General features: G+C 59.0%; 23 protein-coding genes. 10 read left to right on the top strand and 13 right to left on the bottom strand.

What is annotated here, in order from left to right; translation table 11 throughout:
- Positions 1-99 precede the first annotated feature (99 nt).
- From CORTU0001_RS00825 to CORTU0001_RS00810, 4 genes are all read right to left on the bottom strand, one after another.
- Entirely contained in the window at positions 100-1221 is a 1122-nt protein-coding gene (locus CORTU0001_RS00825; RefSeq protein WP_005326643.1) for an ABC transporter ATP-binding protein, read from the bottom strand.
- A 47-nt stretch (positions 1222-1268) separates the two neighbouring features.
- Positions 1269-2591 (bottom strand): ABC transporter substrate-binding protein, encoded by a 1323-nt coding sequence (locus CORTU0001_RS00820; protein ID WP_005326641.1) that lies wholly within the window; start codon positions 2589-2591, stop codon positions 1269-1271.
- Between the two features lie 81 nt (positions 2592-2672).
- Positions 2673-3518 (bottom strand): carbohydrate ABC transporter permease, encoded by an 846-nt coding sequence (locus CORTU0001_RS00815; RefSeq protein ID WP_050776571.1) that lies wholly within the window; start codon positions 3516-3518, stop codon positions 2673-2675.
- A 27-nt stretch (positions 3519-3545) separates the two neighbouring features.
- A complete protein-coding gene (locus tag CORTU0001_RS00810; protein WP_005326639.1) occupies positions 3546-4526 on the bottom strand; it encodes a carbohydrate ABC transporter permease in 981 nt (326 codons plus the stop codon).
- A gap of 260 nt (positions 4527-4786) precedes the next feature.
- Here CORTU0001_RS00810 and CORTU0001_RS00805 point away from each other — a divergent pair, with 260 nt between their 5' ends.
- From CORTU0001_RS00805 to CORTU0001_RS00795, 3 genes are all read left to right on the top strand, one after another.
- Positions 4787-6004 (top strand): amidohydrolase, encoded by a 1218-nt coding sequence (locus tag CORTU0001_RS00805; RefSeq protein WP_005326638.1) that lies wholly within the window; start codon positions 4787-4789, stop codon positions 6002-6004.
- Between the two features lie 511 nt (positions 6005-6515).
- Positions 6516-7826, top strand: a complete 1311-nt coding sequence (locus CORTU0001_RS00800; protein ID WP_005326636.1) for a threonine/serine exporter family protein — start codon at positions 6516-6518, stop codon at positions 7824-7826.
- Between the two features lie 398 nt (positions 7827-8224).
- The gene (locus CORTU0001_RS00795) at positions 8225-9544 is read left to right on the top strand and encodes an MFS transporter (protein WP_005326634.1); all 1320 of its coding nucleotides are present in this window, start codon (positions 8225-8227) and stop codon (positions 9542-9544) included.
- 266 nt (positions 9545-9810) lie between these two features.
- Here the strand turns inward: CORTU0001_RS00795 and CORTU0001_RS00790 are convergent, their stop codons facing one another.
- The 7 genes from CORTU0001_RS00790 to CORTU0001_RS00765 form a co-directional block, all read right to left on the bottom strand.
- The gene (locus tag CORTU0001_RS00790) at positions 9811-10146 is read right to left on the bottom strand and encodes a YrhK family protein (protein ID WP_005326631.1); all 336 of its coding nucleotides are present in this window, start codon (positions 10144-10146) and stop codon (positions 9811-9813) included.
- Positions 10147-10158: 12 nt separating this feature from the next.
- The gene (locus CORTU0001_RS00785) at positions 10159-11478 is read right to left on the bottom strand and encodes an amino acid permease (RefSeq protein ID WP_034667827.1); all 1320 of its coding nucleotides are present in this window, start codon (positions 11476-11478) and stop codon (positions 10159-10161) included.
- Positions 11479-11639: 161 nt separating this feature from the next.
- Positions 11640-11801 carry a glycine betaine ABC transporter substrate-binding protein gene (locus tag CORTU0001_RS11590; protein ID WP_005326628.1) on the bottom strand — a complete coding sequence of 54 codons (162 nt, stop codon included), beginning with the start codon at positions 11799-11801 and terminating at the stop codon, positions 11640-11642.
- 148 nt (positions 11802-11949) lie between these two features.
- Positions 11950-13341, bottom strand: coding sequence for a hypothetical protein (locus tag CORTU0001_RS00780; protein WP_005326625.1), 1392 nt, complete (start codon positions 13339-13341; stop codon positions 11950-11952).
- 503 nt (positions 13342-13844) lie between these two features.
- Entirely contained in the window at positions 13845-14582 is a 738-nt protein-coding gene (locus tag CORTU0001_RS00775) for a sulfite exporter TauE/SafE family protein (RefSeq protein ID WP_005326623.1), read from the bottom strand.
- Positions 14583-14627: 45 nt separating this feature from the next.
- Positions 14628-15290 (bottom strand): TIGR03089 family protein, encoded by a 663-nt coding sequence (locus tag CORTU0001_RS00770; protein ID WP_005322438.1) that lies wholly within the window; start codon positions 15288-15290, stop codon positions 14628-14630.
- A gap of 25 nt (positions 15291-15315) precedes the next feature.
- Entirely contained in the window at positions 15316-16941 is a 1626-nt protein-coding gene (locus CORTU0001_RS00765) for an LCP family protein (protein WP_208853844.1), read from the bottom strand.
- Between the two features lie 124 nt (positions 16942-17065).
- On the opposite strand from CORTU0001_RS00765, the gene CORTU0001_RS00760 reads away from it, so the two are divergent.
- From CORTU0001_RS00760 to CORTU0001_RS00750, 3 genes are all read left to right on the top strand, one after another.
- Positions 17066-17965, top strand: coding sequence for a glycosyltransferase family 2 protein (locus CORTU0001_RS00760; protein WP_005326616.1), 900 nt, complete (start codon positions 17066-17068; stop codon positions 17963-17965).
- A gap of 101 nt (positions 17966-18066) precedes the next feature.
- The gene (gene manB, locus CORTU0001_RS00755; RefSeq protein WP_005326610.1) at positions 18067-19161 is read left to right on the top strand and encodes a mannose-1-phosphate guanylyltransferase; all 1095 of its coding nucleotides are present in this window, start codon (positions 18067-18069) and stop codon (positions 19159-19161) included.
- Positions 19162-19726: 565 nt separating this feature from the next.
- Positions 19727-19975, top strand: a complete 249-nt coding sequence (locus CORTU0001_RS00750; RefSeq protein ID WP_005528147.1) for a WhiB family transcriptional regulator — start codon at positions 19727-19729, stop codon at positions 19973-19975.
- Between the two features lie 81 nt (positions 19976-20056).
- On the opposite strand, the gene CORTU0001_RS00745 is transcribed toward CORTU0001_RS00750, so the two are convergent.
- The gene (locus CORTU0001_RS00745; RefSeq protein WP_005322429.1) at positions 20057-20527 is read right to left on the bottom strand and encodes a metallopeptidase family protein; all 471 of its coding nucleotides are present in this window, start codon (positions 20525-20527) and stop codon (positions 20057-20059) included.
- A 96-nt stretch (positions 20528-20623) separates the two neighbouring features.
- Here CORTU0001_RS00745 and CORTU0001_RS00740 point away from each other — a divergent pair, with 96 nt between their 5' ends.
- Positions 20624-21091: a DUF3499 domain-containing protein gene (locus CORTU0001_RS00740; protein WP_005326605.1), complete on the top strand. Its 468-nt coding sequence runs from the start codon at positions 20624-20626 to the stop codon at positions 21089-21091.
- A 54-nt stretch (positions 21092-21145) separates the two neighbouring features.
- A complete protein-coding gene (locus CORTU0001_RS00735) occupies positions 21146-22513 on the top strand; it encodes a phosphomannomutase/phosphoglucomutase (protein WP_005326604.1) in 1368 nt (455 codons plus the stop codon).
- Here the strand turns inward: CORTU0001_RS00735 and CORTU0001_RS00730 are convergent.
- On the bottom strand, positions 22510-23865 hold the full coding sequence (locus CORTU0001_RS00730) for an FAD-dependent oxidoreductase (RefSeq protein ID WP_005326602.1): 1356 nt from the start codon (positions 23863-23865) through the stop codon (positions 22510-22512). The two genes, CORTU0001_RS00735 and CORTU0001_RS00730, sit on opposite strands and share 4 nt — an antisense overlap.
- A 254-nt stretch (positions 23866-24119) precedes the next feature.
- Between CORTU0001_RS00730 and CORTU0001_RS00725 the strand changes: the two genes are divergently transcribed.
- Positions 24120-25796 (top strand): nitrite/sulfite reductase, encoded by a 1677-nt coding sequence (locus tag CORTU0001_RS00725; RefSeq protein WP_005326600.1) that lies wholly within the window; start codon positions 24120-24122, stop codon positions 25794-25796.
- Positions 25793-26044, top strand: a complete 252-nt coding sequence (locus CORTU0001_RS00720) for a hypothetical protein (RefSeq protein WP_005322420.1) — start codon at positions 25793-25795, stop codon at positions 26042-26044. The genes CORTU0001_RS00725 and CORTU0001_RS00720 overlap by 4 nt, the downstream gene beginning before the upstream one ends.
- Positions 26045-26047 lie beyond the last annotated feature (3 nt).

Here is a 26047-nt window from a genome sequence, read left to right as displayed (position 1 = left end):
TTATGCGGGTCTCTTATGCGTGCGAGCATATATCAGTTTCTTATTGTCTGCAAAGGGAAAAATAAGAAACTGAGGAACTTACTGCCTCTTTACCGCCTTCTAGTTCAATCGCTGCCCAGTGGTGGTGCTAAACAAATGCACGCGGTCTGGGTCGGGGGAAACGTAGAAAGTATCGCCCACCGCATAGCGGCCGCGGGCATCAACCAGGATGCCGGTCTGGCCGCCCATCCGGGTCGAGGATTTGAGGACGCCGTCGGTGGAGCTGTTGCCGGCGGCGTCGTTAAGCTCGCCATAGACATAGGTCTGGTTGCCCAGCTCCTCGACGTGCGCGACGGTGAACTTTGCCCCGCCGTTGCCGGTATCGCTTAGCTGCCAGTCTTCCGGGCGGATGCCCACGGTAACGGTCTCCACGCCCTCAAAGTTGTAGTTGGCCAGATTGATGCGGGTAGAGCCGATGGTGAGCTCAGAGGAGTTATGGGTGAGGTCATAGATATTCATCGCCGGGGAGCCAATGAAACCGGCGACGAAGACGTTCTGCGGGCGGTCATAAATGGTGCGGGTGGTATCCACCTGCTGCAAGACTCCGGCATTGAGAACGGCGACGCGGTCACCCATGGTCATCGCCTCGGTCTGGTCGTGGGTGACATATACGGTGGTGGTACCAAGGCGGCGCTGCAGGTTAGAGATCTGCGCGCGGGTGGAAACGCGCAACTTGGCATCCAGGTTGGACAGCGGCTCGTCCATGCAGAATACGGCCGGTTCTCGGACGATGGCGCGGCCCATGGCCACGCGCTGGCGCTGGCCGCCGGAGAGGTTGGCCGGCTTGCGGTCCAACAGGTCTTCCATCTGCAGGATCTTCGCCGCCTCGTGCACGCGTGATTGAATCTCGTCCTTGGGGACCTTGCGGTTTTCTAGCGCGAAGGACATATTCTGCGCCACGGACATATTGGGGTAGAGGGCATAGTTCTGAAAGACCATGGCCACGTCGCGGTCCGATGGGCTGACCCCGGTGACATCCTTGCCGCCGATGCGGATGGAGCCGCGGTCGGTGGGCTCAAGACCTGCCAGCATGCGCAGGCTGGTGGACTTGCCGCAGCCGGATGGGCCAACGAGGACCAAGAATTCGCCATCGGCAATATCCAGGTTGAGGCGGTCAACGGCGGGGCGTTCCGCGTCCTTGGAGTAGATGCGGCTTGCGCCATCGAAGGTGACAGTAGCCATGGTTACCTTTCAGAAACTAGTGGGGGAAGGGGAGTGGCTGCGAGAGCCTACTTATTGATGACGGTCTTGACCTGGTTGTCATAAATGGACTGCAGGGTCTTCTGCAGATCGGTCAGCACCTTGGTCACGTCATCGCGGTTGGTGACGATCTTTTCAAAGGCACCGCCGATTTCCTGGTCCGCGCCGGGCAGGAAGACGCGGGCATTATCCTGCGGGCGGGTCTCCGGCAGCTGCTTGATAGCGGTTTCGAAGTTCGGGTTGTCCTTCATGAACTTCTTCTGGTCCTCGTTGTCCACCGCGGTGGAGCGCACCGGCATGTAGCCCACGTTCTGGGACCAGTAGCAGGTGTTTTCCTCATTGGTGATGAAGTCAATGAGTTTGATAGCGGCCAGCTGGCGGTTCTTGCTGATACCAGCCGGGATGGCCAGGCCGGCACCACCGGTGGGGCAGGCGCCGTCGCCAGTCGGGTTAGGCAAGAAGGCGGTGCCGAGCTCGAACTTGGCGGTATCGGTCAGACCCGCCAGGTCGCCGGTGGACAGGACGGTGGCGGCGGCGCGGCCGGTGCCGAACTCCATGGCCATGTCATTGCCCACGTAGGAGTAACCGTTCTTCTCATCCGTGATGTCCTTGAGCCACTCGACGGCCTTGATGGTCTTGTCATCGGTGAACTTCAGGTCCCACTCATCGGAGTAGGCGCCACCCTTGGACCACAGCGGGCCCTGGAAGATCCAGCCCAGGTAGTCCACGGCATCGCCCCAGCCAAAAGGCTTCATTTTGGAATCGGCCTCGGCCAGCTTCTTAGACCACTCATCCATCTCATCCCAGGACTTGGGGCCACGGTCTGGTAGGCCGGCCTTCTTCCACGCGTCCTTGTTGTAGAAGAACAGCGGCGTGGAGCGGGCGAAGGGGAGGGCAAAGTGGCCGCCGTCGTAGTTGTAGTCCTCGTAGAGCGGCTGCACGTAGGTGGACAGGTCGATGTCTGCTTCCTTGGCAAGGTCGTCCACATTGGCGATCTGGCCGTTGATGGCAAAGTTGTACCACCAGACGTCAGACAGCACCACGATGTCCGGCAGGTCCTGGCCGGTGAGTGCGGCGTTGAACTTCTGTGCCGCTTCTTCGTAGTTCTTGCCGGCGTCAACGAGGTTGACCTTGATGTCCGGGTTTTCCTTTTCAAAGCGGGAGATGATCTCCTTCTCAATGTCCTTGGAGGTGCCCGGGTGGTTGGACCACCAGGTCAGTTCGGTGACTTCACCGTCGCCGCCCTTGTCGTTGCCGCCCTGAGGGTTGGTGGACGAGGTGCCGGCACAAGCGGCGAGAGCGGTGGCAGAAGCGGCCGTGGAGGCCAGGGCGAGGAATTTGCGGCGTAGCATGTAGTTCTCCTTAAAAAGCGTGGTTAAGGGGTGGAAAATAAAGCAAGCGGAAACGGCGAGCGTGGGTGGGGAAGAAGCCTTCTAACCCTTCACGGCGCCAGTGGTGAGGCCTTGAATCATGTACTTTTGCAAGGCTAGGAAGATGATGACCATCGGGATGATGGTGAGGATGGTGGCGGCCATGACCGGGCCCCAGTTGGTCACGCCATCGTTGTTTTGCAGCATGGTCAGGCCCACCTGCAGCGGGGCGACGTCCTCTGTATCCGCCATGAGGAAGGGCCACAGGTAGGTATTCCATTCATTGACCATGGTGATGACGGAAAATGCGGTCAGCGTGGGCCACGAGACCGGCAGGAGCACCTTGGTCAGCAGGCGGATGGGACCAGCACCGTCCATGCGGGCGGCTTCCACCAGCTCATAGGGCAGGGACAAAAAGTGGTTGCGCATCAAGAAGGTACCGAAGGCCACACCGGCCAGCGGCACGATAATGCCCACGAAGGTATTGCGCCAGCCCAAGGAATTGACCAGGGCGTAGTTGGAAATGACGGTGATTTCACTCGGCACCATGAGCGAGGAAATGACCAGCAGGAATACCAGGTGGCGACCCGGGAAGCGCAGGATAGCCAGCGCATAGGCGGAGATGACACCCAGCACAATCTTGATGATGGACAGCACCGCGGTAATGAACACCGAGTTGCGCAGGTAGGTCCAGAACGGCACACGGGTGGTGGCATCGGAGTAGTTCTCGGTCTCCCACACCGGCGGAAGCCAATTGACCGGGTCGGTATAAATATCGCCCTTGGCCTTAAACGAGGTCATCAGGATCCAAAACAGCGGCAGGCCAATGAGCAGCAGGACCGCTAGGATGCCCAGGTAGCCGCCGATGAGCTTAGCGCGGCGGGCGGTGGGAGATTCATCCGTGACCATGTGAAGGGTAGAAGTAGCCATGTTGGGTTAACCTCGCTTATCCATGATGCGGACCTGGATCAGGGTGATGATGAGCAGGATGAGGAACAAGATGGTGGCGGCAGTCGCACCGTAGCCGGCGCGGAAGTTGACGAAGGTCTCGTTGTAGATCTGAAAGACCAGCGTCTGCGTGCCATTGCCCTGCGGGCCGCCGCGGGTCATGACGTTGATGATGTCGAAGACCTGCACGGAATTAAGCAGCACCGTAATGGACAGGAAGAAGGTGGTATTGCGCAGCTGCGGCATGGTCACGCGCCAGAATTTGCGCCAGCGGCCGGTGCCGTCGATAGCGGCAGCTTCATCCAATTCCTTGTCCAGGCCCTGCAGCGCCGCCAAGTAGATGACGAAGGTATAACCCAGGTTTTTCCACACAAAGGTAAAGGTCACCATGAACATGGCCCAGCCCGGTACGGCGTAGAAGTTGGGGGAGTCCACACCGAACCAGCCCAGGATTTCCTGGATGAGGCCAAAGTTGGGGTCGAAGACGAATTGGAAGGCAATGCCAATGGCCGCGCCGGAGATGGCATAGGGGGCAAAGACCACCGAGCGCGCAAAGTTGCGGCCCTTAATGTTTTGGTTCAGCAGCAAGGCCAGCGCTAGGCCGATAACCATGGAGCCAATCACCGCAAAGAAGGTAAAGACCAGGGTGTTGAGCACGATGGTCTTCGTGTCATCGCGGCTAAACCACTCCACATAGTTATCCAAGCCCACGAAGGTGGAGTTGGGGCTGGAGATATTCCAATTGAAAAAGGAAAGGCGGATATTGTCCAGCAGCGGCCGGTAGGTAAAGACGGCCAGCAAGATAAGGTTCGGCGCTAAGAGCGCCGCGGCCAGCAACCATTCTTTATGGCGGTTGCGCTTGGCCTTGCGGACAAGCGCCGCGGAATCACCGGGGCTTTCCGCGCGTGCGGGAGATGCGGTTGTAGTGCCGGCGCCACCGGCACCGGGAGAGTCTTCCTGAAAAGTCACTCGGTCAATCTAGGGCGGTTAGGTGACACCCAGCTACACAGAAAACAAACTTCTGATGAATAATAAGAAGCCGATGAGTTAAAGGTGGACGCGTCATCAAAGATTCTATAAAGCCGCAGCGCAACACACTATGGCGCTGGTCGCTCCACCGCCAAACTATGTCCGGCATTACAAAGATGCCCCGCTTGCCGACGCCCACCTTCCTCCCACCCCACTACACTGGCCCCCACAATCCACCGCGACCCCACTAGGAGGAAGCAATGTCTGTCCGTACCGTTTGCAGCAACTATGACTCCGTCAAGGATTGGCAGGAGCCGCTGTATAAGGATCTGCACCAGCACCCGGAGCTATCCATGCAGGAGGAGCGCACGCTGGGCGTTATCAAGGACAAACTTGCCGATCTCGGCTTCCACCACATTGAAGTAGGCGGCGGCGTGGTCGGAGTCTTGGAAAACGGTGCCGGGCCTACCGTCATGCTGCGCGCGGATTTCGATGGCCTACCGGTTAAGGAGGACACCGGCCTGGATTACGCCTCTACCGATAGCGCCGTTGACCAGGAAGGAAACACGGTCCCCGTCATGCACGCCTGCGGCCACGATTCCCACGTGGCCAGCCTGCTGGGCATGGGCGCGCTCATGGGGCAGGCCACTGACCAGTGGTCCGGCACCCTACAGCTCATTTTCCAGCCGGGCGAGGAGATTGCCGCCGGTGCCCAGTCCATGGTGGATGACGGACTTGTGGACAAGGTCGCCACGCCCGACGTAGTACTTGGGCAACACGTCTTTGCCAGCAACTTTCCCGCCGGCACCGTGGCGCTGGCCTCCGGTCCTTTCATGTCCACCGCAGTCAGCATGGACGTCAAGGTTTATGGCCAAGGCTCGCATGGCTCCATGCCGCACCTCAGCGTTGACCCCGTGGTACTGGCCAGCGCCATCGTCATGCGTTTACAGACGGTCATCTCCCGCGAACTCAACCCATCCGAATTCGGCGTGCTGACCGTGGGAGCCATCAACGCCGGCTCGAAGGCCAATATCATCCCCTTCGAGGCCAACCTGAAAATCAATGTGCGCGCTTATAGCGAGCAGGTACGCGATAAAATCACCGGCGCCATCGAGCGCATTGTCAATGCCGAGTGTCAGGCTGCCGGCAGTCCGCAGCCGGCCGAGTTCACTTATCACGATTCCTACCCGCTTACCAGCAACGATGAGGACACCACGGAACGCCTTAAGGAAGCCTTTGTGTCCTACTTCGGCACCGACCGCGTCCTTGATGCCGAGCCCCTCACCGCCTCGGAGGATTTTTCCACCATTGCCCGCGCCTTCGGCGTTCCCTACTGCTTCTGGGTATTTTCCGGCCGCGAAGAAGAAAAGGATATCCCCAGCCACAGCCCTCACTTCGCCCCGCTACTCCAGCCCACCCTGCTCACCGGCACCGAAGCCCTTATCGCTGCTGCGATGAGCTACCTAGGAAACAGCTAACCGATACGCAGCATTCGGCCGCACGGTCCCATGGTGCGTGCGGCCATTCCTTTTGGCATGCGCGCTGTATGAGGTGGCGGGGGAGTAGTCCGCAGGATCAATAACCGCGAATCTGAGGCATGCACCGCTTTCCGACGTCTTCTCCTTCCTCCACGCCCCAACCTGCAGACCCCTAAAACAGCTCCAACGCCCGGGCCTCGCTTGGGGCCACAGGGCGCTGGAACTGGTTCTCTCTATCTCTCTTGCGTTCTCTCGAACACGTAAATTAAAGATAACGCGCTAGGCTGCCATAGGTCTGGTATTTGTCTGTGAATATTGTGGCAATCATTTGGCGGAGGGTAAAAATGGCTCAATCAGCTTACGGGTATAAAGGTGGAGGCTTTTGGATTGCTGAACATGATTCACAAGAGGCTTCTTTTGCGTAAGATTCTAGGAATGCTACAAGCGCGCTATCGGGTTGGGGTCGATAAGTCTTTAATTGTGCGCCAAGAGCAATGTCAGAGGAGGAGATATGGCACAACAATTTGATCCAGAGATGCATCGGCAAATGGGCGTCGAGGCGGACGTTGTATTGCGGGTGGGAATGCTCCTAATGGGTGCCGGCACCTCTGGTTATCGCGTACTTAGAGGGATGAAACGGAGTGCGCGAGCATTGGGGTTTGACCATCTAGATGCCACAGTGGGTCTGACGCAGATTACCTGTACGTTTCACCGCGGCGAATACTTCCGGACGGTCATTGCTCGGCAACATTCGCCTGCAGTTGATGCCTCTCGGATTGAAGCTTTGGAAGATTTAACCCACAATCGCCTCTACGCAGGGATCACCGCTCAGGAATTAGCGGCGATGCTGGATACTATTGAGCATAATGTCAAAAAGCGCTGGGGCGGTCTAACTCTTTCTTTCGCTGCCGCGATCGCATGTGCGGCGTTTGCGTATCTTAATTTTTTCCCGCTGGAAGCAGTGGGGTTGGTTGCTTTGGCGGCGTTTGCCGGCCAGTTTGTTCGTTATACAGTTCTCCACCGTCACGTTCATCAAATTGGAGGAGTGATTGCTGGTGGTGCGACGGCAAGCATAGTTTTCTTCTTGTTGACGGAATTTTTCGGGGCTATAGGCTCGGTGGAACCGAGTGAACTGTCCTCGGGTTTTGTGGCGGCCGTTTTATTCCTGATTCCCGGGTTTCCACTTTTCTCTGCTTTGATTGACATAGCGCGATTTGATCTTGATGCGGGTATTGTCAGGCTGGGGTATGCTTTTACCGTTATATTTACGGCCGCTTTCACGGTCTCTATGGTTAGCTGGCTGACTAAACTTAGCCCCGACCCGCCTGCACCTGCACAGGATATGCAATGGTTTCTGTTGGCGCCGCTGGCAAGTTTTCTGGGCATTGCTGGGTTTGCTTTTCTTTTTAACTCTTCTCGCCGCATGGTCTTAGTAGCGGCGTGCGTTGGAACCGTGGCAAATGAGCTTCGTTTGATTCTAATTCACGCGGGAACAACCATTTTCTTTGCAGCCTTTGTGGGTGGATTAATCATCGGGTTGCTGGGGGCAGTAGCTTCTAAAAGGGCGCGTCTTCCTCGTATTACAACCACCGTTCCGGCCGCGGTGATTATGATCCCAGGGGTGACAATGTTCCGGGCGGTGTTTTATTTGAACGATGGTCAGATGGATCAAGCGTTGGCCAATGTGGCAACTGGAATGATGGTAGTTGGATCTATTGGTGCCGGTTTGGTGTTTTCTCGCTTGCTTACTGATAAGGATTGGGCCTTGGGGCGCCTCATTGATTTTGATAAAAAGCTTCCGCAACGGCCTTCTTCCACATGATGCCTAGACTCTAGCTAGGGAAACGCCTGTGGCCCCCGGTTCCTTTCGGAGCTGGGGGCCACAGGCGTCTCTCATGTCGTTTCCATGTATCGGCAGCTGCCGCCCTGTGGAAACTGCAGGGGTTCTCTCTATCTCTCTCATATGCGCTCTCTCAAACGCACAATCTCAGTATGGGGCACTGGGCTGTAGCGGCCATGGGGTCCGGCTGTTGGGTTGCTGTTAGTGGCTGGGAATTGGGTGGGGAGGGCGTCGGAAAGCGGGGCAGTGGTAGAGGTGTGCAACATTGAAGCGCGCAAGTGACGTAGAACATAGTGTGTTTCTGTAGGGTGGAAGATATGTGCGCAGTCAGGCTGCGCCGTTTCACCTGCTTGTAGAGCTACAGAATCGAGGTGAGGAGCATGTCTCCTCTCACAGCCCAACCCCCAGCCAGTGACGCCGCGGCGGCGCAGGTCGAGGATACGGGGGAAACCAGGCACCAACATCGCTCGGCCATTAAGGCGGCGTTTATTGGCACCTTCATCGAGTGGTTCGACTATGCGGCCTATATTTACATGTCCGCGATTATCTCCCGGGTGTTCTTTCCAGAGATGGAAGGACGCCGCGCGCTGATTATGACGTTTGCGCTCTTCGCGCTGTCGTTCCTGGTGCGGCCGGTGGGTGGCATCGTGTGGGGCCACTTTGGTGATAAATACGGGCGCATCCATACACTGACGGTGTCTATTGTGATGATGTCGGTGGCAACAGCGTGCATTGGTTTCCTGCCGGGCTATGCCACCATCGGCTTTGCCGCCTCCATCTTGCTATTGCTGTGCCGCATGGTGCAGGGCTTTTCCGCAGCCGGTGAGTATGCGGGCGCGGCCACGCACCTGGCTGAGATTGCCCCGGCCGGCAAGCGTGGCATCTATTCGGCGGTGGTGCCGTCCGCGACGGCCTCGGGCTTGCTCTTGGGCTCGCTCATTGCGGCATTGCTGACGGGTGTGCTTGATGATGCCGCCCTGGATTCCTGGGGCTGGCGCGTGCCATTCCTGATTGCGCTGCCTTTGGGTCTATACGGCCTGTGGATTCGCCGCAACACGGAAGAGTCCTCCCACTTTGAGGACCAGGACGAGCCAGAGGAGTCCCCGCTGCGCGAGGTTCTGAAGTACCCCAAAGCCCTGGCCATTGCCTTTGCGGGTGCGGTGCTCAATGCCATTGGCTTCTACGTCATTTTGACCTACCTGCCCACTTACCTGTCGGAGGAGCTGGGCATGGCCGCGACGCCGGCGTTTATTGCGTCCTCGGTGGCGTCCGCATTCTATGTGGGCTTTGCCTTGCTCACCGGCATGCTTTCGGATCGTCTTGGTCGCCGCACGACGATGCTGTGCGCGGCCGCCTTCATGGGCGCGACCATCATTCCGGCCTTCATGCTTCTCGATGGCGCCGGGCTCTTCCTCGTCATTATCATCCAGGTCTGCCTGGGTGGGGTGCTGGCGCTTAACGACGGCGTCCTGCCCTCCTTCCTTTCCGAGCAATTCCCCACGCATGTGCGGCTGTCTGGCTTCGCGCTGACGTTTAATACCGCCAACGCCGTATTCGGTGGTACCGCACCGATGATTGCCACGTGGCTTATTGACGTCACTGGGCTGCAGCTCGCCCCCGCTTTCTACTTGGTGGCCGCAGCACTGGTGACCGGCATCGCGGTTCTCTTCGCCTCAAAGAAGAATAAGTTGCATGAGTAGCACCGTGGAACCGTGTAAAACGCCTGCGGCCCTCGGAACCTAAATGGTTCCGAGGGCCGCAGGCGTCTCTCTCTACAAGGTGTTTCCATGTATCGGCTTAAAGCCGCCCTCTGGAAACTGAGGGGTTCTCTCTATCTCTCTCGTATGCGCTCTCTCAAACGCATGATTTAAGTATGGGGTACGGGGCTGCTACTGCAATGGATTGCGCCTGATAGGTCGCTGCCAGTTGCTGAAAGTTTACTGTTAGCCGCGTCTGCCCATTGTTCCTAGTAGTCGTAGCTTTCGGCGGTATTGGCATCCGCCCCAATGCGCTGCAGGTGCGTGCGGCGCTTCAGGCGGATGGCCGGGCGGGCTGCCATGCCCAAGCTGCCGAGAAGGTAGAAGACGGTGGCGACCATTGACATGCCGGCAAGTGTTAGCACCGAGCCAAGGATGAAGACCACGGAGATGGCGATGTCATTGGCGATGGAAAACGTCTCGTATTTGTTTTTAATTTTGATTTCGTTGTTCTGTCCGAGCTTAATTTTTAGGTCGGGGTCCTTTTCCTGTTCTGACTTGATGTCTCCCACCCTGCCAGAGAGGAAAAGGCCTTGTTGAACCATGTTTTTGTGGGATTATTGGAACATTCCCCAGATGGTGGCGAAGAGTACGATAAGCCCCATGATTGCCACGAAATAGTTGGTCTTGTTGCTGCGGAAGCGCGCCAGTGCCTCCACGCGGTAGATGACCCAGATGGGCAGCAGGTAGGTCATGAAGGCGAAGAAGACGCCGCCCACGACGGAAATCATATCCAGGATGGAGGGGTTGAAAATGCCCACCAGGGAGGTTGAAACAAAGATGAAGAGGTAGGTCCACAGGTCGAGCGTGCGCGTAGACATCTTCTTCGTGGCCTTTGGCGCGGCCAGGTTGAAGAGGTACTGGGTGCCCTCGATGGTGCCAAGGGCGTGGCCGAAGTAGGAGGACGCCACCGCACAGATCACGACAATGGGCGCCATGTAGGCCATAAACGGGGTGCCGGTTTCGTTGGCGAAGTAGGAGAGTACCGGCAGGTTCTTGTCATTAGCCTCCTGCATGCCGTCCGCGCCCATGGCCAGGGCGCAGGACCAGACGAAGAACATGGTGAAAATGGTCAGCAGGATGGCTGCATTGCGGATGATCTTATCGGACTGGGCGTGGTGGTCATCGCCGTATTCTTTTTCCATACCCAGGGAGAATTGGGAGATGGCGGCAACGAAGGAGAAGGAGAAGACCAAGACTGGAAGGATGAGGATGATGGCCTTGAGGACGCCGCCGGCGCTGTGGTCGCCAGCTTCCAGGAAGGAGCCCAAGTCCCATTGCGGGATGAGGTAGAGCGATACTGCTGCGAGCGCCACGATGAGTGGGTAGACCACGAACTGTGCAATCTTGAGCATGATGGCGTTGCCAAAGGCGAGCGCGAGTGTCATGAGGCCCACGCACAGTGGCGCCAGGATGTAGCGGGAGATTTCCGGGCCGCCCAGCTGGTTGACGATGAAGCTATCGACCGTATTCGTAATCGATACGCCGTAGATTAGCACCACCGGGAAGATGGTGAACCAGTAGATGATGGCGAGGATGATGCCATTGCCGCGGCCGAAGAAGTGGGTGAGTACCGCGAGGACATCTTCGCCGTGTAGCGGCGAGTAGCTGATGATCCAAGAAAACGCGCGGTGGGCCAGGTAGGTCATCGGGAAGATGAGCAGGGTGGCCACCAGCAGCGGGATGAAACCGAAGCTACCGGCCGAAATCGGCAGGAAGAGGATGCCTGCGCCCACGGCGGTGCCGAAGAGCGTGATGGTCCATTGGCTATTGACGGCCTTATTAGTGGTCACTTGGCCGCTGGGTGAAGTACCTGCGCCGTCAGTGGTGGGTGGGCTGGCTGGTGAAGCAGGCGCATTCGCAGTCGTGTGAGACATAGAATTCATCCTCCAGTTTTTGTGAACGAGACAACATACACAATCTATCTGAAGGTTATGGAGAACGAAAGCAAATTTGTGATCTAAGTTAAATAAATGTAAAAGACCGCCGCACCAAGGGTGGTGCAGCGGTCTTTGGGAATCTTGTTAACCTGCCGCAGCTAGTCCGCGATCAGGTTTTCTTCCTGCAAGAAATCCTGCGCCACGGTGGTGTAGTCCTCGCCGTCGACGTCGACGCGGGCGTTGAGTTCCTGCATCTTTTCGTCAGTAAGCAACTGCGAAAGGGGAGCGAAGAGCTCTTCAATCTCTGGGTGCTCGTCCAAGACTTCGGTGGGAACATCTGAAGCGGAGTTGTGACGCGTATGGGTGGGCGAGGGTAAAAAGAAGGCCGCCGCACCGTTTGATGGTGCAGCGGCCTTTTGGATGAGACTGGCTAGGAAACTATGTCCCTAGGGCAGAAGTGGGGTGTTCTTAGAACAGGCCCTCAGCCTTCTTGCCGGTGTCCTTCAGGGTGTGCTCGCGGGAGTCAACGTTCTGGTCGTTGTGCTTGGAGTCATCACCCTTGATGCGGGAGGTCTGGGTTACCTCGATGTTGTTGATGAGGCGGCCTTCCTTGGTCTTGCCGTCGCCGAAGTCCAGGTTAGCGATGCGGGCCTCTTCGCCAGCGTTAATCGGGTTAGCCAGGGTTACCTCGAAGGAGCGGGTGGAGGTCTTCTCGTTGAAGCCCAGGTCACGGATGTGAGCGCCGTTGGAGGAACGCGGGGTGATGAGGCGGTCAACGCCCTTCGGGCCCTTAGCGGTCTTCACGTCAACGCGGAACTGGGTAGCTGGGAACTCGCCGTAGTAGCGCTCGGAGCCAACGTTCTTAGCGCGCAGAGCAACGGTGCCTGCGAAACCAGCGTGCTTAGCGCCGGAAACGGTCAGGTAAGGCTCGAGGTCGAGCTTGTGCTTGGAGTCCTTCTTGTCCTCCTTGGCATCAACCTCTTCCTGCTTCTTCTTGTCAGCAGCCTCTTCGTTCTTGCCCTCCGCCTCAGAGACCTTTTCGGTTGCTTCCTTGGCGTTGCCCTCGGAGTCCTTGATTACCTCTGCGTCAGCCTCGAGGTTCTTGTCCTCTTCAACAACCTTCGGGTCATTGACGTCGGTGGTGTTCTGAGCGTCCTTGTTAGGAGCGTAAGAGTCAGACAGCTTGTCGTACAGCTTGACGCGAACCTCGTTCTTTACCGGCTGCATTGCGTTCCATGCGGTCGGGGTGGACCAGGTGCCGTTTGGCTTGCAGTACTGCTGGGTGCCGGTCATGTTCAGCACGCGGAAGCCGTAGGTAGCTTCACCGGTGTGGTTTGGCGGAACATCGTATGGTCCGATGGACTGGCCAGCATCCCAAGACAGGGAGTAGGAAGCGCTAGCGCCAATCTTGGTGGCGATCTCGTGGGAGATGCCGAAGGAACCTTCTGCACCCTTCTTGGAGCCCTTGCCGCCCAGGTTCATGGACGTGGTCTCGGTGCGGTCACCGTTGACGGAAAGGGAGATGGACTGAGACTTGGACAGATCCTGCTGCAGCGGGATGTCCTTCTTGGTCTGGTTGGTGGTGGAGATGGTGCCGGCCGGCAGGAAGCGGTCGGAGACCTTGTAGACCACGGTGCGGTGGTCCTCCCACGGGTTACATACCGGGCGAGGGTTCAGGATGTTCGCCTTCATGTGGTCGGAACCGTGGGTGGTGTGGATGATTGGCAGATCCGGGTTCAGGGCCGGGGTCTCCGGGTAGGACTCGGTCTGGGTAGCTGCGCCAGCCAGCGGTGCCGCGAATGCGGTGCCGGCGACGATGAGGCCGGCGGTCAGGCCGGTCATGCGACGACGAATCGACATATAGAACTTCTCCTAGGCAGGTAGAAAATGAATGAACTTATGAATGAAATCCAGCAACTCTCAATGTTGCGCTAAGAAAACGCTAAAACAGGCTCAGAATTAATTCATCTCTTAGATGTCTATATATTTGCCACCCCGGCGGGTGGGTAGTTTTTATATAGACCAACCTGTTTATTGGTGTTTGTTCCCGCTAAGCGGCTGATAGTACGTGCAAAAATATTGATGGATGATTGTCTATACAATCGAGAATCGGCACGAAGGGAGTGGGCCCCTATATGGGGGTGTTTTGGCGGCCTCTGGAAGGCGTTTGGGGTCCCGTTAAAAGGTTGTGGACACGTCACAATATGCGTCGTACGCTGCATTTAAGCGGGGTAGGGAAGGGTTATAAAATGCCCGCTAGTGAATGTTACGTGTCGTAAGTTATGGGCGTTTACATGGCAGAGGTTGGTGTATTTTGCAACAGGAACCTGCCGGGGCCTTCCGCTGAGGGGTGGCGAGTAGGGCTAGAAAAGGGCGGCTTCGGCAATAAGCATGAGCGCCGCGCAGATGGCCACGATGATGACGATGCGGTTGAGGAGGTGCCTATCTATAAATCGGTTGAGGTAGTTGGCGGCAATGAGACCCACGACAACAAGGGGGAAATAGGCCGCCGCTGCGGTCACCTGGGTGCCGCTGATCTGCCCATTGAACGTCAGAATTATAAGAGAAATTAAGGTTCCGAGGACAAAGGTGCCCGCTAAGGTGCCGCGTGTGCGGTTGGGATCAAAACGCTTCATGATCAGCGCCATGGGCGGGCCGCCGATGGAGGTCGAGGTGCCCAGGATGCCGGAGGCTACGCCAGCGATGAGCGTATTGGCGGTGGTGGGGCGAGGGCGCCATCCCAAGCTGGATAGCGTCATAGCAAGGAGTACAGCACAACCGATAAAGATGGACAGCCCATCGGGGGAGAGGCTGGCAATTGCCCAAGCGCCCACCAGGGAACCGGGAATGCGGGCTAGGGAGGAAATGCCCACAACGCGCCAGGACGTCTCGCGGTAGGTGCGCGCGAGCGTATAGCTGGAAATGCACAGCGCGAGCAGCAGAATGAGCGTGGGCACGAGCTCAGGTCGAATGAGCGCGATGATGGGCGTGGCAATGGTGCCTAAGCCAAAACCGATGGTGCCCTGAGTAATGGTGCCAGCGAGGATGAGGACGCCGATGAAGATAGAAGACCATGTGTCTACAGAGATTCCCAGAAACATAACGAGGGCTAAGTGTATCTGGGCCCAGTCTGCATTCTGAAACTATTAGAGGCGGGCGGTGGCCTTTTCATTGGCGGCGATTTCCTCCAAGCGTTCGGCCGGGCACATGCCGGCAACGATAACCGCGGAACCGCCAGCGGCTAGGGGTTCGAGCACGGCGCGGGAGAAAGACTCATTATCGGACCAGCCGGTAGAAAGCAGGCGCTCGGCGGTAGCGGGGGCATCGACAAGCTGGGGCAGTGGTTGGGTTTCGCCGAAGTACTGATCACCGTAGAAGCGCACGGTGGGTCCAAAATCGATGGCGCCGGTGGGCAGCTCCCCGCCGGACTCGACGACGCCGCGGCCAAAGGGGTCCTCGCTAATGAGCACGATGTCGGCCTGGGGCTGGCGCTCATGGGCGGCCGCGTAGCGGGAGGGGGAGGTAAAGACGACGTCGGCAAGCGCGGCAGACTCGCCAAAGCTATAGGAAGGGCCAGCAGCAAGGGCACCTAAGGCTACAACGGCCGCCTGCCACGAGGAAGGAAGATCGATAGCGATGGTGGAATCTTCCTCTAAGTCGAGTTCTTCTTCCAGCATATTGGCGATCTTGGCTACCCAATTGTCGAGCGTTTGCGCGGAAAAATCCATGCGCGCACCGGTGGACTCGTTATATACGGTTAGCCGCGGGGAGGCGGCGTCGGCACGCAAAAGATGGGCGAGTAGTTCCATACCCGCCCATCGTAGGGGAGAAGTGCTAGTTCACGCAGCGCGGGCCGTCGCCACCAGCGTCAATCTCCGGGGAAACCTTGGCGGTACCGAAATCATTGCCCGGGGTGCCAACCGGCTGGCTGGAGGTGTCTTCTTCCGGCTGCTCGTCGCTGGCTTCCTTATCGGAAGGTCCCTGGTAATCATCGGTAGCAACCACGATGAGGGTGTCATCGTCGAGCTGCGGATTCTCTGCCACCGGCAACCCGCCCAGCTTCTTGGCCAGGGCCTTAGCATCCTCGCTCGTCGGATCGGCGGCGACGACCTGCGACTCGCTGTAGATGCCCGGCTGTGCGTTCGCGGAGCGCTCCACCGTGTAGCCCTTGCCTTCCAGCCAAGAGCCGATGCCTGATGCCAAGCCATCAATATTGCCGGCGTTGAGGACGTGAATATTGATATTCGGATCGACGTCCTTGTCCGCCTTGTCCTGCTTGTCCTTATCCTCGGCCTTGGACTCATCGGTGGCTTCATCGTGGGTCTTGGCCAGGTCATCCATGAAGCGGTGGACTTCGGCGGCATCGATCGTGACGATGGATTCGCCATAATCGCCCTGGCCGTCGATGGAGGTTACCGGGATGGTGGTGAAGGTGACATTGCCGCCGGCAAGGCCGGCCAGCTGGGTGACAAAGCCCATGATGTCCCAGCCGTCATCGATGACCACGGAGCGCTCTACCGCCTTGGCAATCTTGGACAGCTTGGAAGGATTAGCCAGGGTGTCATTGTCCAGGATCTTATTGACCAGGGACGCCATGAAGGCCTGCTGGCGCACGATGCGGTCGAGGTCGCCGCGCGGGAGGTTATAGCGCTGGCGCACGAAAGCTAGGGCCTTGGCGCCGTCGAGGGTCTGCTTGCCCTTGCTGAACTTAGCGCCAGACATGTCATCATCAACATCATCGTTGAGGCAGACATCTACGCCATCGACGGCGTCGGTGAGCAGGGTAAAGCCCAGTAGGCCCACCTCGGCGTAGTGATCAATAGACACACCGGTCAGGGTGCGCACCATCGCCAGCAATCCTTCGCGCCCGGCTTCGACGCCCTGCTTTTCGATGTCCTTATCCGAGTGCGGCTTCTTTTTACCCTTAGCCTCCGCCTCGGCATTTTCTTGCTCGAGCTCTTCCACCTTGGCGTTCTTATGGGAGGCGAAGACGGCATTCATCTTCATATTGCCGTAGTCCGGATCCTTGACATAGGTATCGCGCGGAATGGATACGGCGGTAGCGCGGGAACCGTCCTCCGGGACGCGGATGAGCATCATGGTGTCGGTATTTTCCTCACCATCGGCCACGCCGGCGTGCAGGTCCGCCAATTCCTTCTCAGAGAGGGGATCGCCCTTGGCATCGGTACGCGAATCCTTGCCCACCAGCAAGATATCCACCGCGCCATCGAGCGAGTCACCGGACAAGCCTTGGCCGTCCAGGGACAAGTCCGTGGCCGAAGACATGCCATTATCCAGCCGACCTACGGTGGCATAACCCACGCCAGATACCACCAGGATCAAGGCAGACACGAGTGCCACGATCGCCTTGATGGCCGTGGAACCTTTTTGCTTTAGGGCACTAGCGGCAGAGGGGGCCGGTTGGATGGTGCGTGCCCGGCGAGTGTTCTCAGAAGTCACAAGTGGAGGCTTTCTAGATTGGTGGGGATCTGGAGACAGTTTAGGGCAGAAAAGCCAAAAATTAGTGATCCGCGTCCGATTTCGCGTGTTCGGGCAGTGTTCCTGCCCAGTGCGAGGAGCGCCTGTGACTAAGCTCGGGGCCATTGTGACTACACCAAATCAATCCCCGCTGGCCGTGATCACCGTGACCTATAGTCCCGGTGAATACCTCGGTAGTTTTTTGGACTCCCTGCCGGGCGCCTGCGCTCGCGGCACCAAGGTCGTGCTTGCGGATAATGGCTCCACCGACGGCGTGCCCGAGGCCGCCGCCCGCGAATGCGCCGGGGTGGACTTTCTCGATACCGGCGGAAATATCGGCTACGGCGCTGGCATGAACGCGGGTGCCCGCTTCGCCCGCGAGCACGGTGGCGTGGATGAGGAATTTTTCCTTATCTCTAATCCCGATGTCACCTTTACCCCGGGATCTATTGACCAGCTCATCGAGTGCGCCCGCCAGTGGCCGGATGCTGCGGCCGTGGGCCCGCGCATCGTGGAACCGGATGGTAGCAATTATCCCTCGGCCCGCGCCGTGCCCACCGTGGCTACCGGCATTGGGCACGCACTCTTTTCTTCGATCTGGCCGTCCAATCCATGGTCGCGCGCCTACCGCGATGAATCCGATATGACCGCCCAGCGCCCAGCCGGATGGTTATCCGGCTCCTGCCTTCTTGTGCGATGGGAGGCCTTCGAGGCCATTGGCGGGTTTGATGAGCGCTATTTCATGTACCTCGAAGATGTGGATCTAGGAGATCGCTTCACGCGCGCCGGCTACCAGAACATCTTTTGCCCAGAGGCCGTCATCAGCCACGCTAAGGGGCATTCCACCCAAGCGCACGCCGGAGCGATGCTGCGCGCCCACCACAACTCCGCCTATCGCTTCCAAGCAGACCGCCACCCCGCATGGTGGCAGGCCCCGCTGCGTGGCGCGTTGTGGCTGGGACTGCGAGTCCGCGGGCTGATTGCCTCAGCCTCGGCACGTTCTTAACGTCCAGTGCGCGTGCCGTTGACCTGGATTGCGCTCCCTACGCTCTACACTGTCCCTCAGAAAATCACAGAATAAAACTGTCCGCATACATAAGGAAGACTATGACTGAAGCAGCCACCACCCACGGTGCCAGCACGGATGCAGTGATTCTCGTCGGCGGCCGCGGCACCCGCCTGCGCCCTCTAACCATCGGTACGCCGAAGCCGATGCTGCCGACGGCAAATTACCCGTTCCTGCAGCACCTGCTCGCCCGCATCAAGGCCGCCGGCATTGAGCACGTCGTCATGTCTACCTCCTATAAGGCCGAGGTCTTTGAGGAGTACTTCGGTGATGGCTCCGAGCTGGGCCTGGAGATCGAGTACGTAGTGGAAGAGACTGCGCTGGGCACCGGCGGCGGCATCCGCAACGTCTACGACAAACTGCGCAATGACACGGTCATGGTCTTCAATGGCGATGTGCTCTCCGGCATGGATCTGGAAGGCATCCTCACCACGCACCATGACAAGGATGCCGATGTCACGATGCACCTGCTCAACGTGGCCGACCCGCGTGCGTTTGGTTGCGTGCCGACCGACTCCAACGGCCGAGTAACCGCGTTCCTAGAAAAGACCGAGGATCCGCCAACCAACCAGATCAACGCCGGTTGCTATGTATTCAAGCGTTCCGTCATCGAGTCCATTCCGGCCAACCGCGTTGTTTCCGTGGAACGCGAAACCTTTCCAGGGCTCCTGGAGGAAGGCCGCCTGGTTGTCGGCCACGTAGACAATTCCTACTGGCGCGATATGGGCCGCCCGGATGACTTCACCCGCGGTTCCTCCGACTTGGTACGCGGCATCGCGCCGTCCCCGCTGATTGAGGGCAAGACCGGTGAATCCTTGGTGGATCCCTCCGCCGGCATCGCCGGGGGCGTGCTGCTGCTGTCCGGTACTGCCGTGGGCCGTGGCTCCGAGGTGGGCGCGGGCTCCCGCCTGGAGGGCACCGTTGTCTTCGACGGCGTGCGCATTGAGCCAGGCGCCATCATCCACAACTCGATCATTGCCTCCGGTGCCCACATTGGCGCCAACGCGGTCATTGAGAACTGCGTCATTGGTGAAGGCGCCCACATCGGTGCACGCTGCGAGCTTCTCGACGGCATGCGTGTCTTCCCTGGCGTTTCCATCCCCGATGCCGGCGTGCGTTTTAGCTCCGATGCTTAACGCTTCCGCCGTGGTCTGGGCACTGCACTAGGCCCAGATGGGATAGGCCGAACTGAGGAAAATAGAGCCTCGGTTCGGCCTTTCTTTTATGGGGCCAGTCGCTGCGCCTAGGCGAACCGGCCGACATGGTGCGGAATCTTCATAGATGTGAAGCGCATGGATCCCTTCTTTGCGGGGTTGTGCGCGCGACACGCCGGGATTTCCTGAAAATTGTTGACAGAAAAACGGGGTACCACTACATGTAGTACCCCCTACCTATACCCCCACAGGGGATCAGTTGTTACGGATGTGACGGATGGGGATCGTGTGCTGCGTTTTTGCCGGAAAGCGCGAAGAAGCCGCCAATTCGGGTTGACGATATTTAGTGATCCGGTGTGAAATTACATCAGTGAAAGAAACAGCGGCCGGCGCCGTTACTTCCACACCATCCCGGCGGGGTTACCCAAGGGGAATGTGGTGTACAGTCGGTCGCACTGATGAGAATTACCCAACCTCGGAGAAAGGAAAAGGCGTGGACAAAATGGCTAATAACAACGCCATTCTCCGTGGCGGTGCTGCTGCAGAGATGTCGCTCGATGAACTCTTCGGTGCCGTCGAGCAGGAGTGGCAGGACCAGGCGCTGTGTGCGCAGACCGACCCTGAAGCATTCTTCCCTGAAAAGGGAGGCTCTACCCGTGAGGCCAAGCGCATTTGCCAGGCCTGCGCGGTGCGCGATGAATGCTTGGAGTACGCGCTGGAGCACGATGAGCGCTTCGGTATTTGGGGCGGGCTATCTGACCGTGAGCGCCGCCGCCTCAAGCGCGAGATTGGATAATTAAGGTGTCCAGTAAGGCCCCTGGCTAACACGCAATGTGCGGCCAGGGGCTTTTCTGCTGCGCCGCGAAATTTACCGGGGCTACCAGCTATAGCGCGGGTCCACTTCTTCTGGATCCAAGTTGAGGTAGTTGGCCACCAGCGCGGTAATAACGGTGCCTAGGAGCTCGGAGCGCTCGGACGGGGTAGAAGCACGTTGCTCAATGGGCATGCGGAAGATGACCAAGCGTGCGCGGGTGGGCTGGCCCTCGGAATCTACGCCGGCAGGAACCACGCGGCCGAGGGGGACTGGGCCATCGGCGATAATCTCATCCGGTAGCACGGTCATATCGGGCGAAAGCCGCATGCGCGGGATGGTGTCTACGGCCAAGTCGAGGCCCCGCAATTGTGGCGCGAAGGCGTTTTGGATGGGGGCATAGGCCTCCAATACGGCCATGTCGAAGTGCTCGCGCGCGCTGCGGTAGCGCGGGGTCTGCTGGGGGAGGAGTGGTCCGCGCATGCCGTGGCCGTGGCGGTCGCGGGCAGGGCGGATATGCGGGCGAGCGGCGGTCATGACCCTGATTCTAAGGTGCTGGCAGGCCGGATTTAGCGGAGCCACGCCGGGGCGAAGACTATCTAAATCTCAACCAAGGGTTTAGACTTATGCGCTGTGACTATTTCTCGCCATTGCTCCCGCCCAGGCTGCGGCCGCCCCGCCGTGGCGACATTGACCTACGCTTACGCGGACCAGACGGCCGTCGTCGGACCGCTGGCGGAAGAGGAGAACCCACACAGCTGGGATCTGTGCGCCACCCACCGCGACCGCATTTCCGCCCCGGTGGGCTGGGAGCTGGTGCGCGTGGATCGCATCGAGCTGGACGAAGAAGATGACCTGATGGCCTTGGCGGAGGCGGTCAAGGAAGACGGTCGCGTGACTACCGGCTTGGTCGATGACCGCAGCGCCGGCTCCGGTGCAGACCCTATCGACTACTCCGCCACCTTTGATGGGGCAGACCCTGCCAATTCGAATCACCCGGTCTTTCGCACCCGTCGCGTGGCCTATGCCAAAAAGGCGCGCCGCGCGCACCTTTCCGTCGTGCCCGATGAATCGGCGCCAGTGGAACCGGAACAGGACTGACACGAACCCAGTGGTGCGGTAGTTTCCCAGCGGGCGGGAGTACTATTGCAGGTTATGCGAACTCGTGAGCATCTTGATGCAGTAATTAAGGCCTATGACGTCCGTGGCGTGGTGGGCGAAGATATCGATGAGAACTTCGTGCGCGATACGGGCGCCGCGTTTGCCGCCATCCTGCGGGAAGAAGGCGAAAATACCGTGGCAGTCGGCCACGATATGCGCCCGTCCTCGCCGTCTCTGGCGCGCGCTTTTGCTGAGGGTGTCACCTCGCAGGGCCTCAACGTGACCCTGCTGGGGCTAACCTCTACCGACGAGCTTTATTACGCCGCCGGTTCCCTGGAGTGTGCGGGCGCTATGTTTACCGCCTCCCATAACCCAGCCAAGTACAACGGCATTAAGCTCTGCCGCGCCGGCGCGGTACCGGTGGGCCAGGAGACCGGCTTGGAGCAGATTAAGCAGATGCTTATCGACGGCACCCCGGAGTTCACTGGCACCGAGGGTGCAATTGCCGAACAGGAGATTCTGGCCGGCTACGCCGACTTCCTGCGCAAGCTGGTACCGCTAGAGGATTCCAAGCCGCTCGTCGTAGCTGTCGATGCCGCCAATGGCATGGGTGGCCACACCGTGCCGGCCGTCTTCAATGGCTTGCCTTTCGACGTCCGCGATTTGTACTTCGAGCTCGATGGCACTTTCCCGAACCACGAGGCTAACCCCTTGGACCCGAAGAACCTCGTAGACCTGCAGAAGTTCACCGTGGATCAGAAGGCCGATATTGGCTTGGCCTTCGACGGCGATGCGGACCGCTGCTTCGTGGTGGATGAAAAGGGCCAGCCGGTTTCTCCTTCTGCCATCTGTGCGCTGGTGGCTGAGCGTTACCTGGAGAAGTTCCCCGGCGCTACCATCATCCACAACCTGATTACCTCCAAGACCGTGCCGGAGCTCATTAAGGAAAAGGGCGGTACCCCGGTGCGCACCCGTGTGGGCCACTCCTTCATCAAGGCGCAGATGGCCGAGCACAAGGCTGCCTTCGGTGGCGAGCACTCCGCGCACTACTACTTCCAGGAATTCTGGAACGCTGATTCCGGCATGCTTGCTGCGATGCACGTGCTGGCCGCACTGGGCCAGTCCGACAAGCCGCTGAGCGAGCTCATGGCGGAATACTCCCGCTACGAGGCCTCCGGCGAGATTAACTCCACCGTGGAGGACCAGAAGGCCGCTACCCAGGCAGTACTGGATGAGCTGGCGGATAAGATTGAGTCCGTCGATGAACTCGATGGCGTGACCGTCGAGCTCAAGGGAACCGAGGCATGGTTCAACGTGCGCGCGTCCAATACGGAGCCGCTGCTGCGCCTTAACGTAGAGGCAAAGACCACCGACGAGGTGCAGTCCATCGTCGACGAGGTCCTTGCCATCATTCGCCGCTAATTTTCGGCGCGCGAGTGGGAGACCATGTCCTCCCACTCCACAAACTTCTTACGCTCGCGGCCCTCGCGCTCGCCTAGGGCGCGCTCGGCCGCGTCCAAGCGCTGCCAATCCTGCCACGTCAGATAATCGATACCGCGCTCGGCAAAGACTTCGGTGATATCCGCGGCGCTGGAGGGGGAGGGGAGGGTGCCAGAAGCGGCGTCGGCAAGCAGCATGCCAATCGTCTCCGTGGCATCGGACTTGGTATTGCCAATCAGGCCCACCGGGCCGCGCTTAATCCACCCGGTGGTGTAGAGGCCCGGTACCACTGCGCCGGCCGCATCGATAACATGGCCGCCATCGTTATTGATGACGTTCTTGTCCTGATTAAAGGGCACGCCATCGACCGCATCGGAGCGGTAGCCGGTGGCGAAGTAAACCGCCTGCACCGGCCATTCCGTGAACTTTCCGGTGCCGTGCACGCTGCCATCGCCGTTGAGCGCGGTGCGCTCGGTCTTGATGCCGCTGACCTTGCCGTCCTCGCCCAAGATCTCTACCGGCTGCTCAAAGAGGTGGATCTGCAGCGTGTGTGGCGCTTCTTTTGGATCGCGAATCGCGTACTGCTCTAGCACCTGGCACACCAAGTCGGTGGACTTGCTCTCCTGGCGCGCGGCCAGCGAGGCCTCGTCATAGTCGATGTCCTCGGGGGAGACCACAACATTAATGGACTCGGAATGGTCCAGTTCCTTGAGCTCCTGCGGGGTGAACTTGGCCTGCGCCGGGCCGCGGCGGCCGAAGACGCGCACGGTCTCAGCCTGGTTCTTGGCTAGGGACTCGTAGACATTATCGGGGATCTCGGTGACCTTGAGCTCATCGCCGGTCTTGGCCAAGATGCGGGAGACGTCAAGGCCCACATTGCCTACGCCAATGACTGCCACCTCCTTGGCGGAGAGATCCCAGTCGCGCTCAAAGTGCGGGTTGCCATCGTAGAAGCCGACGAACTCGCCGGCGCCATGCACGCCGTCCAAGTCCGCGCCAGGGATATCGCGGTGGCGGTCGCCCACGGCGCCGGTGGCAAAGACCACGGCATCGTAGTGCTGCTGCAGTTCGTCGACGGTGATGTCACGCCCGATGTGCACGCTGGTCAACAGGCGAATCTGCTCGGTATCGAGCACGCGGTGCAGGGACTTGATAATGCCCTTAATGCGCGGGTGGTCCGGCGCTACGCCGTAGCGGATGAGGCCGAAGGGCGCGGGCATCTGTTCGATGAGGTCAATCTGTACCTCGCCGCCGGTCTTTTTTACCAAGATATCGGAGGCATAGATGCCGGCCGGACCTGCGCCGATGACGGCTACCTTCAAGGACTGATTCATACTGCGTGAATGCCTTTCTCTTAATCGCGGGGGTCTAGACCGTTAGGTTCATTTTTTGTGGCTTATCTTTCTGGCAATTGAACCGTTTAGTCTAGTTTGCGGCAAGGAGTTGAATTAGATTCTAAAAATATTCTCCCTTCTGGCCAGTTCAGGGCGATTTTTGACTTGAAAATAAAAAAGACCGCTTTGTCTGCTCATTTTAGACGGGTAGGTTGTCTTCCAATACTTAGGAAAGGCAGGTTGAGATCTACACCATGACCACCGCGACTAATACCAAGCGCACACCCCGCGCCAAAAAGCCCGAAGGCCAATGGAAGATTGACGGCACCGATCCCCTCAATAACGATGAGGTAATTAAGCAGGAAGACGGCGGGCTTTCTGCCAAGCAGCGCGTCATCGATATCTATTCCAAGCAGGGATTTTCCTCCATTCCGGCCGATGACCTAGCCCCTCGCTTCAAGTGGCTGGGCCTTTATACTCAGCGCAACCAGAACTTGGGCGGCGAGATGACCTCCAAGCTGTCCAACGCCGAGCTGCAGGACGAGTACTTTATGATGCGCGTGCGCTTCGACGGCGGCCGTGCCGATCCTGCCAAGCTGCGCGCCGTGGGTGAGATTTCGCGCGATTATGCCCGCTCCACGGCGGACTTTACGGACCGCCAGAATATCCAGCTGCACTGGATTCAAATCGAGGATGTGCCCACCATCTGGGACAAGCTCGAGTCAGTGGGGCTGAGCACGCTCATGGGCTGCGGCGATGTGCCGCGCGTCATTTTGGGCTCTCCAGTTGCCGGCGTGGCCGAGGACGAGATTATCGATGCCACCCCAGCCATCGAAGAAATCAAGAATAACTACCTGCCGCGCGAGGAATTCCATAACCTGCCGCGCAAATTCAAGACCGCTATCTCCGGCAACTCCCGCCAGGACGTCACGCACGAGATTCAAGACGTTGCCTTCGTGGGTGTGAACCACCCCGAATACGGCCCGGGATTCGATTGCTTCGTTGGCGGCGGCCTGTCCACCAACCCGATGCTCTCGCAGTCCCTCGGCGCCTGGGTTCCCCTCGAGCGCGTGCCGGAGGTCTGGGCCGGTGTGGTCGGCATCTTCCGAGACTACGGCTTCCGCCGCAATCGCAACCGTGCCCGCCTGAAGTTCTTGGTAGCCAAGTGGGGCATCGAAAAGTTCCGCCAAGTGCTGGAGGAGGAATACCTGGACAAGCCGCTGTTGGATGGTATCCCTCTGGAGGTCGAGCCTGGCTCCCGCGATCATCTTGGCGTGCACCGCCAGAAGGATGGCAAGTTCTACGTCGGCGTAAAACCCACCGTGGGCCACGCCACCGGCGAGCAGCTCATCGCCATCGCGGACGTGGCCGAGAAGTTCGGTATCAGCCGCATCCGCACCACCCCGATGAAGGAATTGCTCTTCCTCGATGTGGAGGAAGAAGACATTCCGGCGCTCTCCCGCGCGCTCGATGAGACCGGTCTATACTCCCAGCCGTCCGAATTCCGCCGCGGCGTCATTTCCTGCACCGGCCTGGAGTTCTGCAAGCTCGCGCACGTGACCACGAAGGCCCGCGCCATCGAGTTGGTGGACATCCTGGAAGACACCTTGGGCGATCTGGACGTGCCGATCTCCATCGCGCTCAACGGCTGCCCCAACGCCTGTGCGCGTTCGCAGGTATCGGACATCGGCCTGAAGGGCCAGATTGTTACCGATTCCGAGGGCAACCGCGTCGAGGGTTTCCAGGTCCACCTGGGTGGCGCCCTTGGCCTGTCCCCGGACTGGGGCCGCAAACTGCGCGGCCACAAGGTCGTCGCCGATGAGGTGCCCGAATATGTCATTCGCTTGGTCAATAAGTACAAAGAGCAGCGCGAGGACGGCGAGCAATTCCGCCACTGGGTCTTGCGTGCCAAGGAGGAGGACTTGCAGTGAATTTTCGCCGCCAGCCCAATCCCAACCGCAATCATCCCAGCTTCTGCCCGTATTGCGCCGGCACCGATCTCTTCCCGGATGAGGAAGATGACTTTGCCTGGAAGTGCCAGGAATGCCTGCGGATTTTCTCCGTGCGCTTTCACGGCCAAGACGATGCCCCGGTAGCCCCCGCACCGGCCGTGTCTTCCAACGAGGCCCTTAAGCGCTCGCTTGCCCGCCGCGGACACTCCACGGCACCGCAGGCTTAAGGA

The organism is Corynebacterium tuberculostearicum SK141 (assembly GCF_000175635.1).
Taxonomy (GTDB): Bacteria; Actinomycetota; Actinomycetes; order Mycobacteriales; family Mycobacteriaceae; genus Corynebacterium; species Corynebacterium tuberculostearicum_C.
The sequence above is the reverse complement of the archived record's forward strand: the minus strand, read 5'-3'. Positions and strand labels throughout refer to the sequence as shown.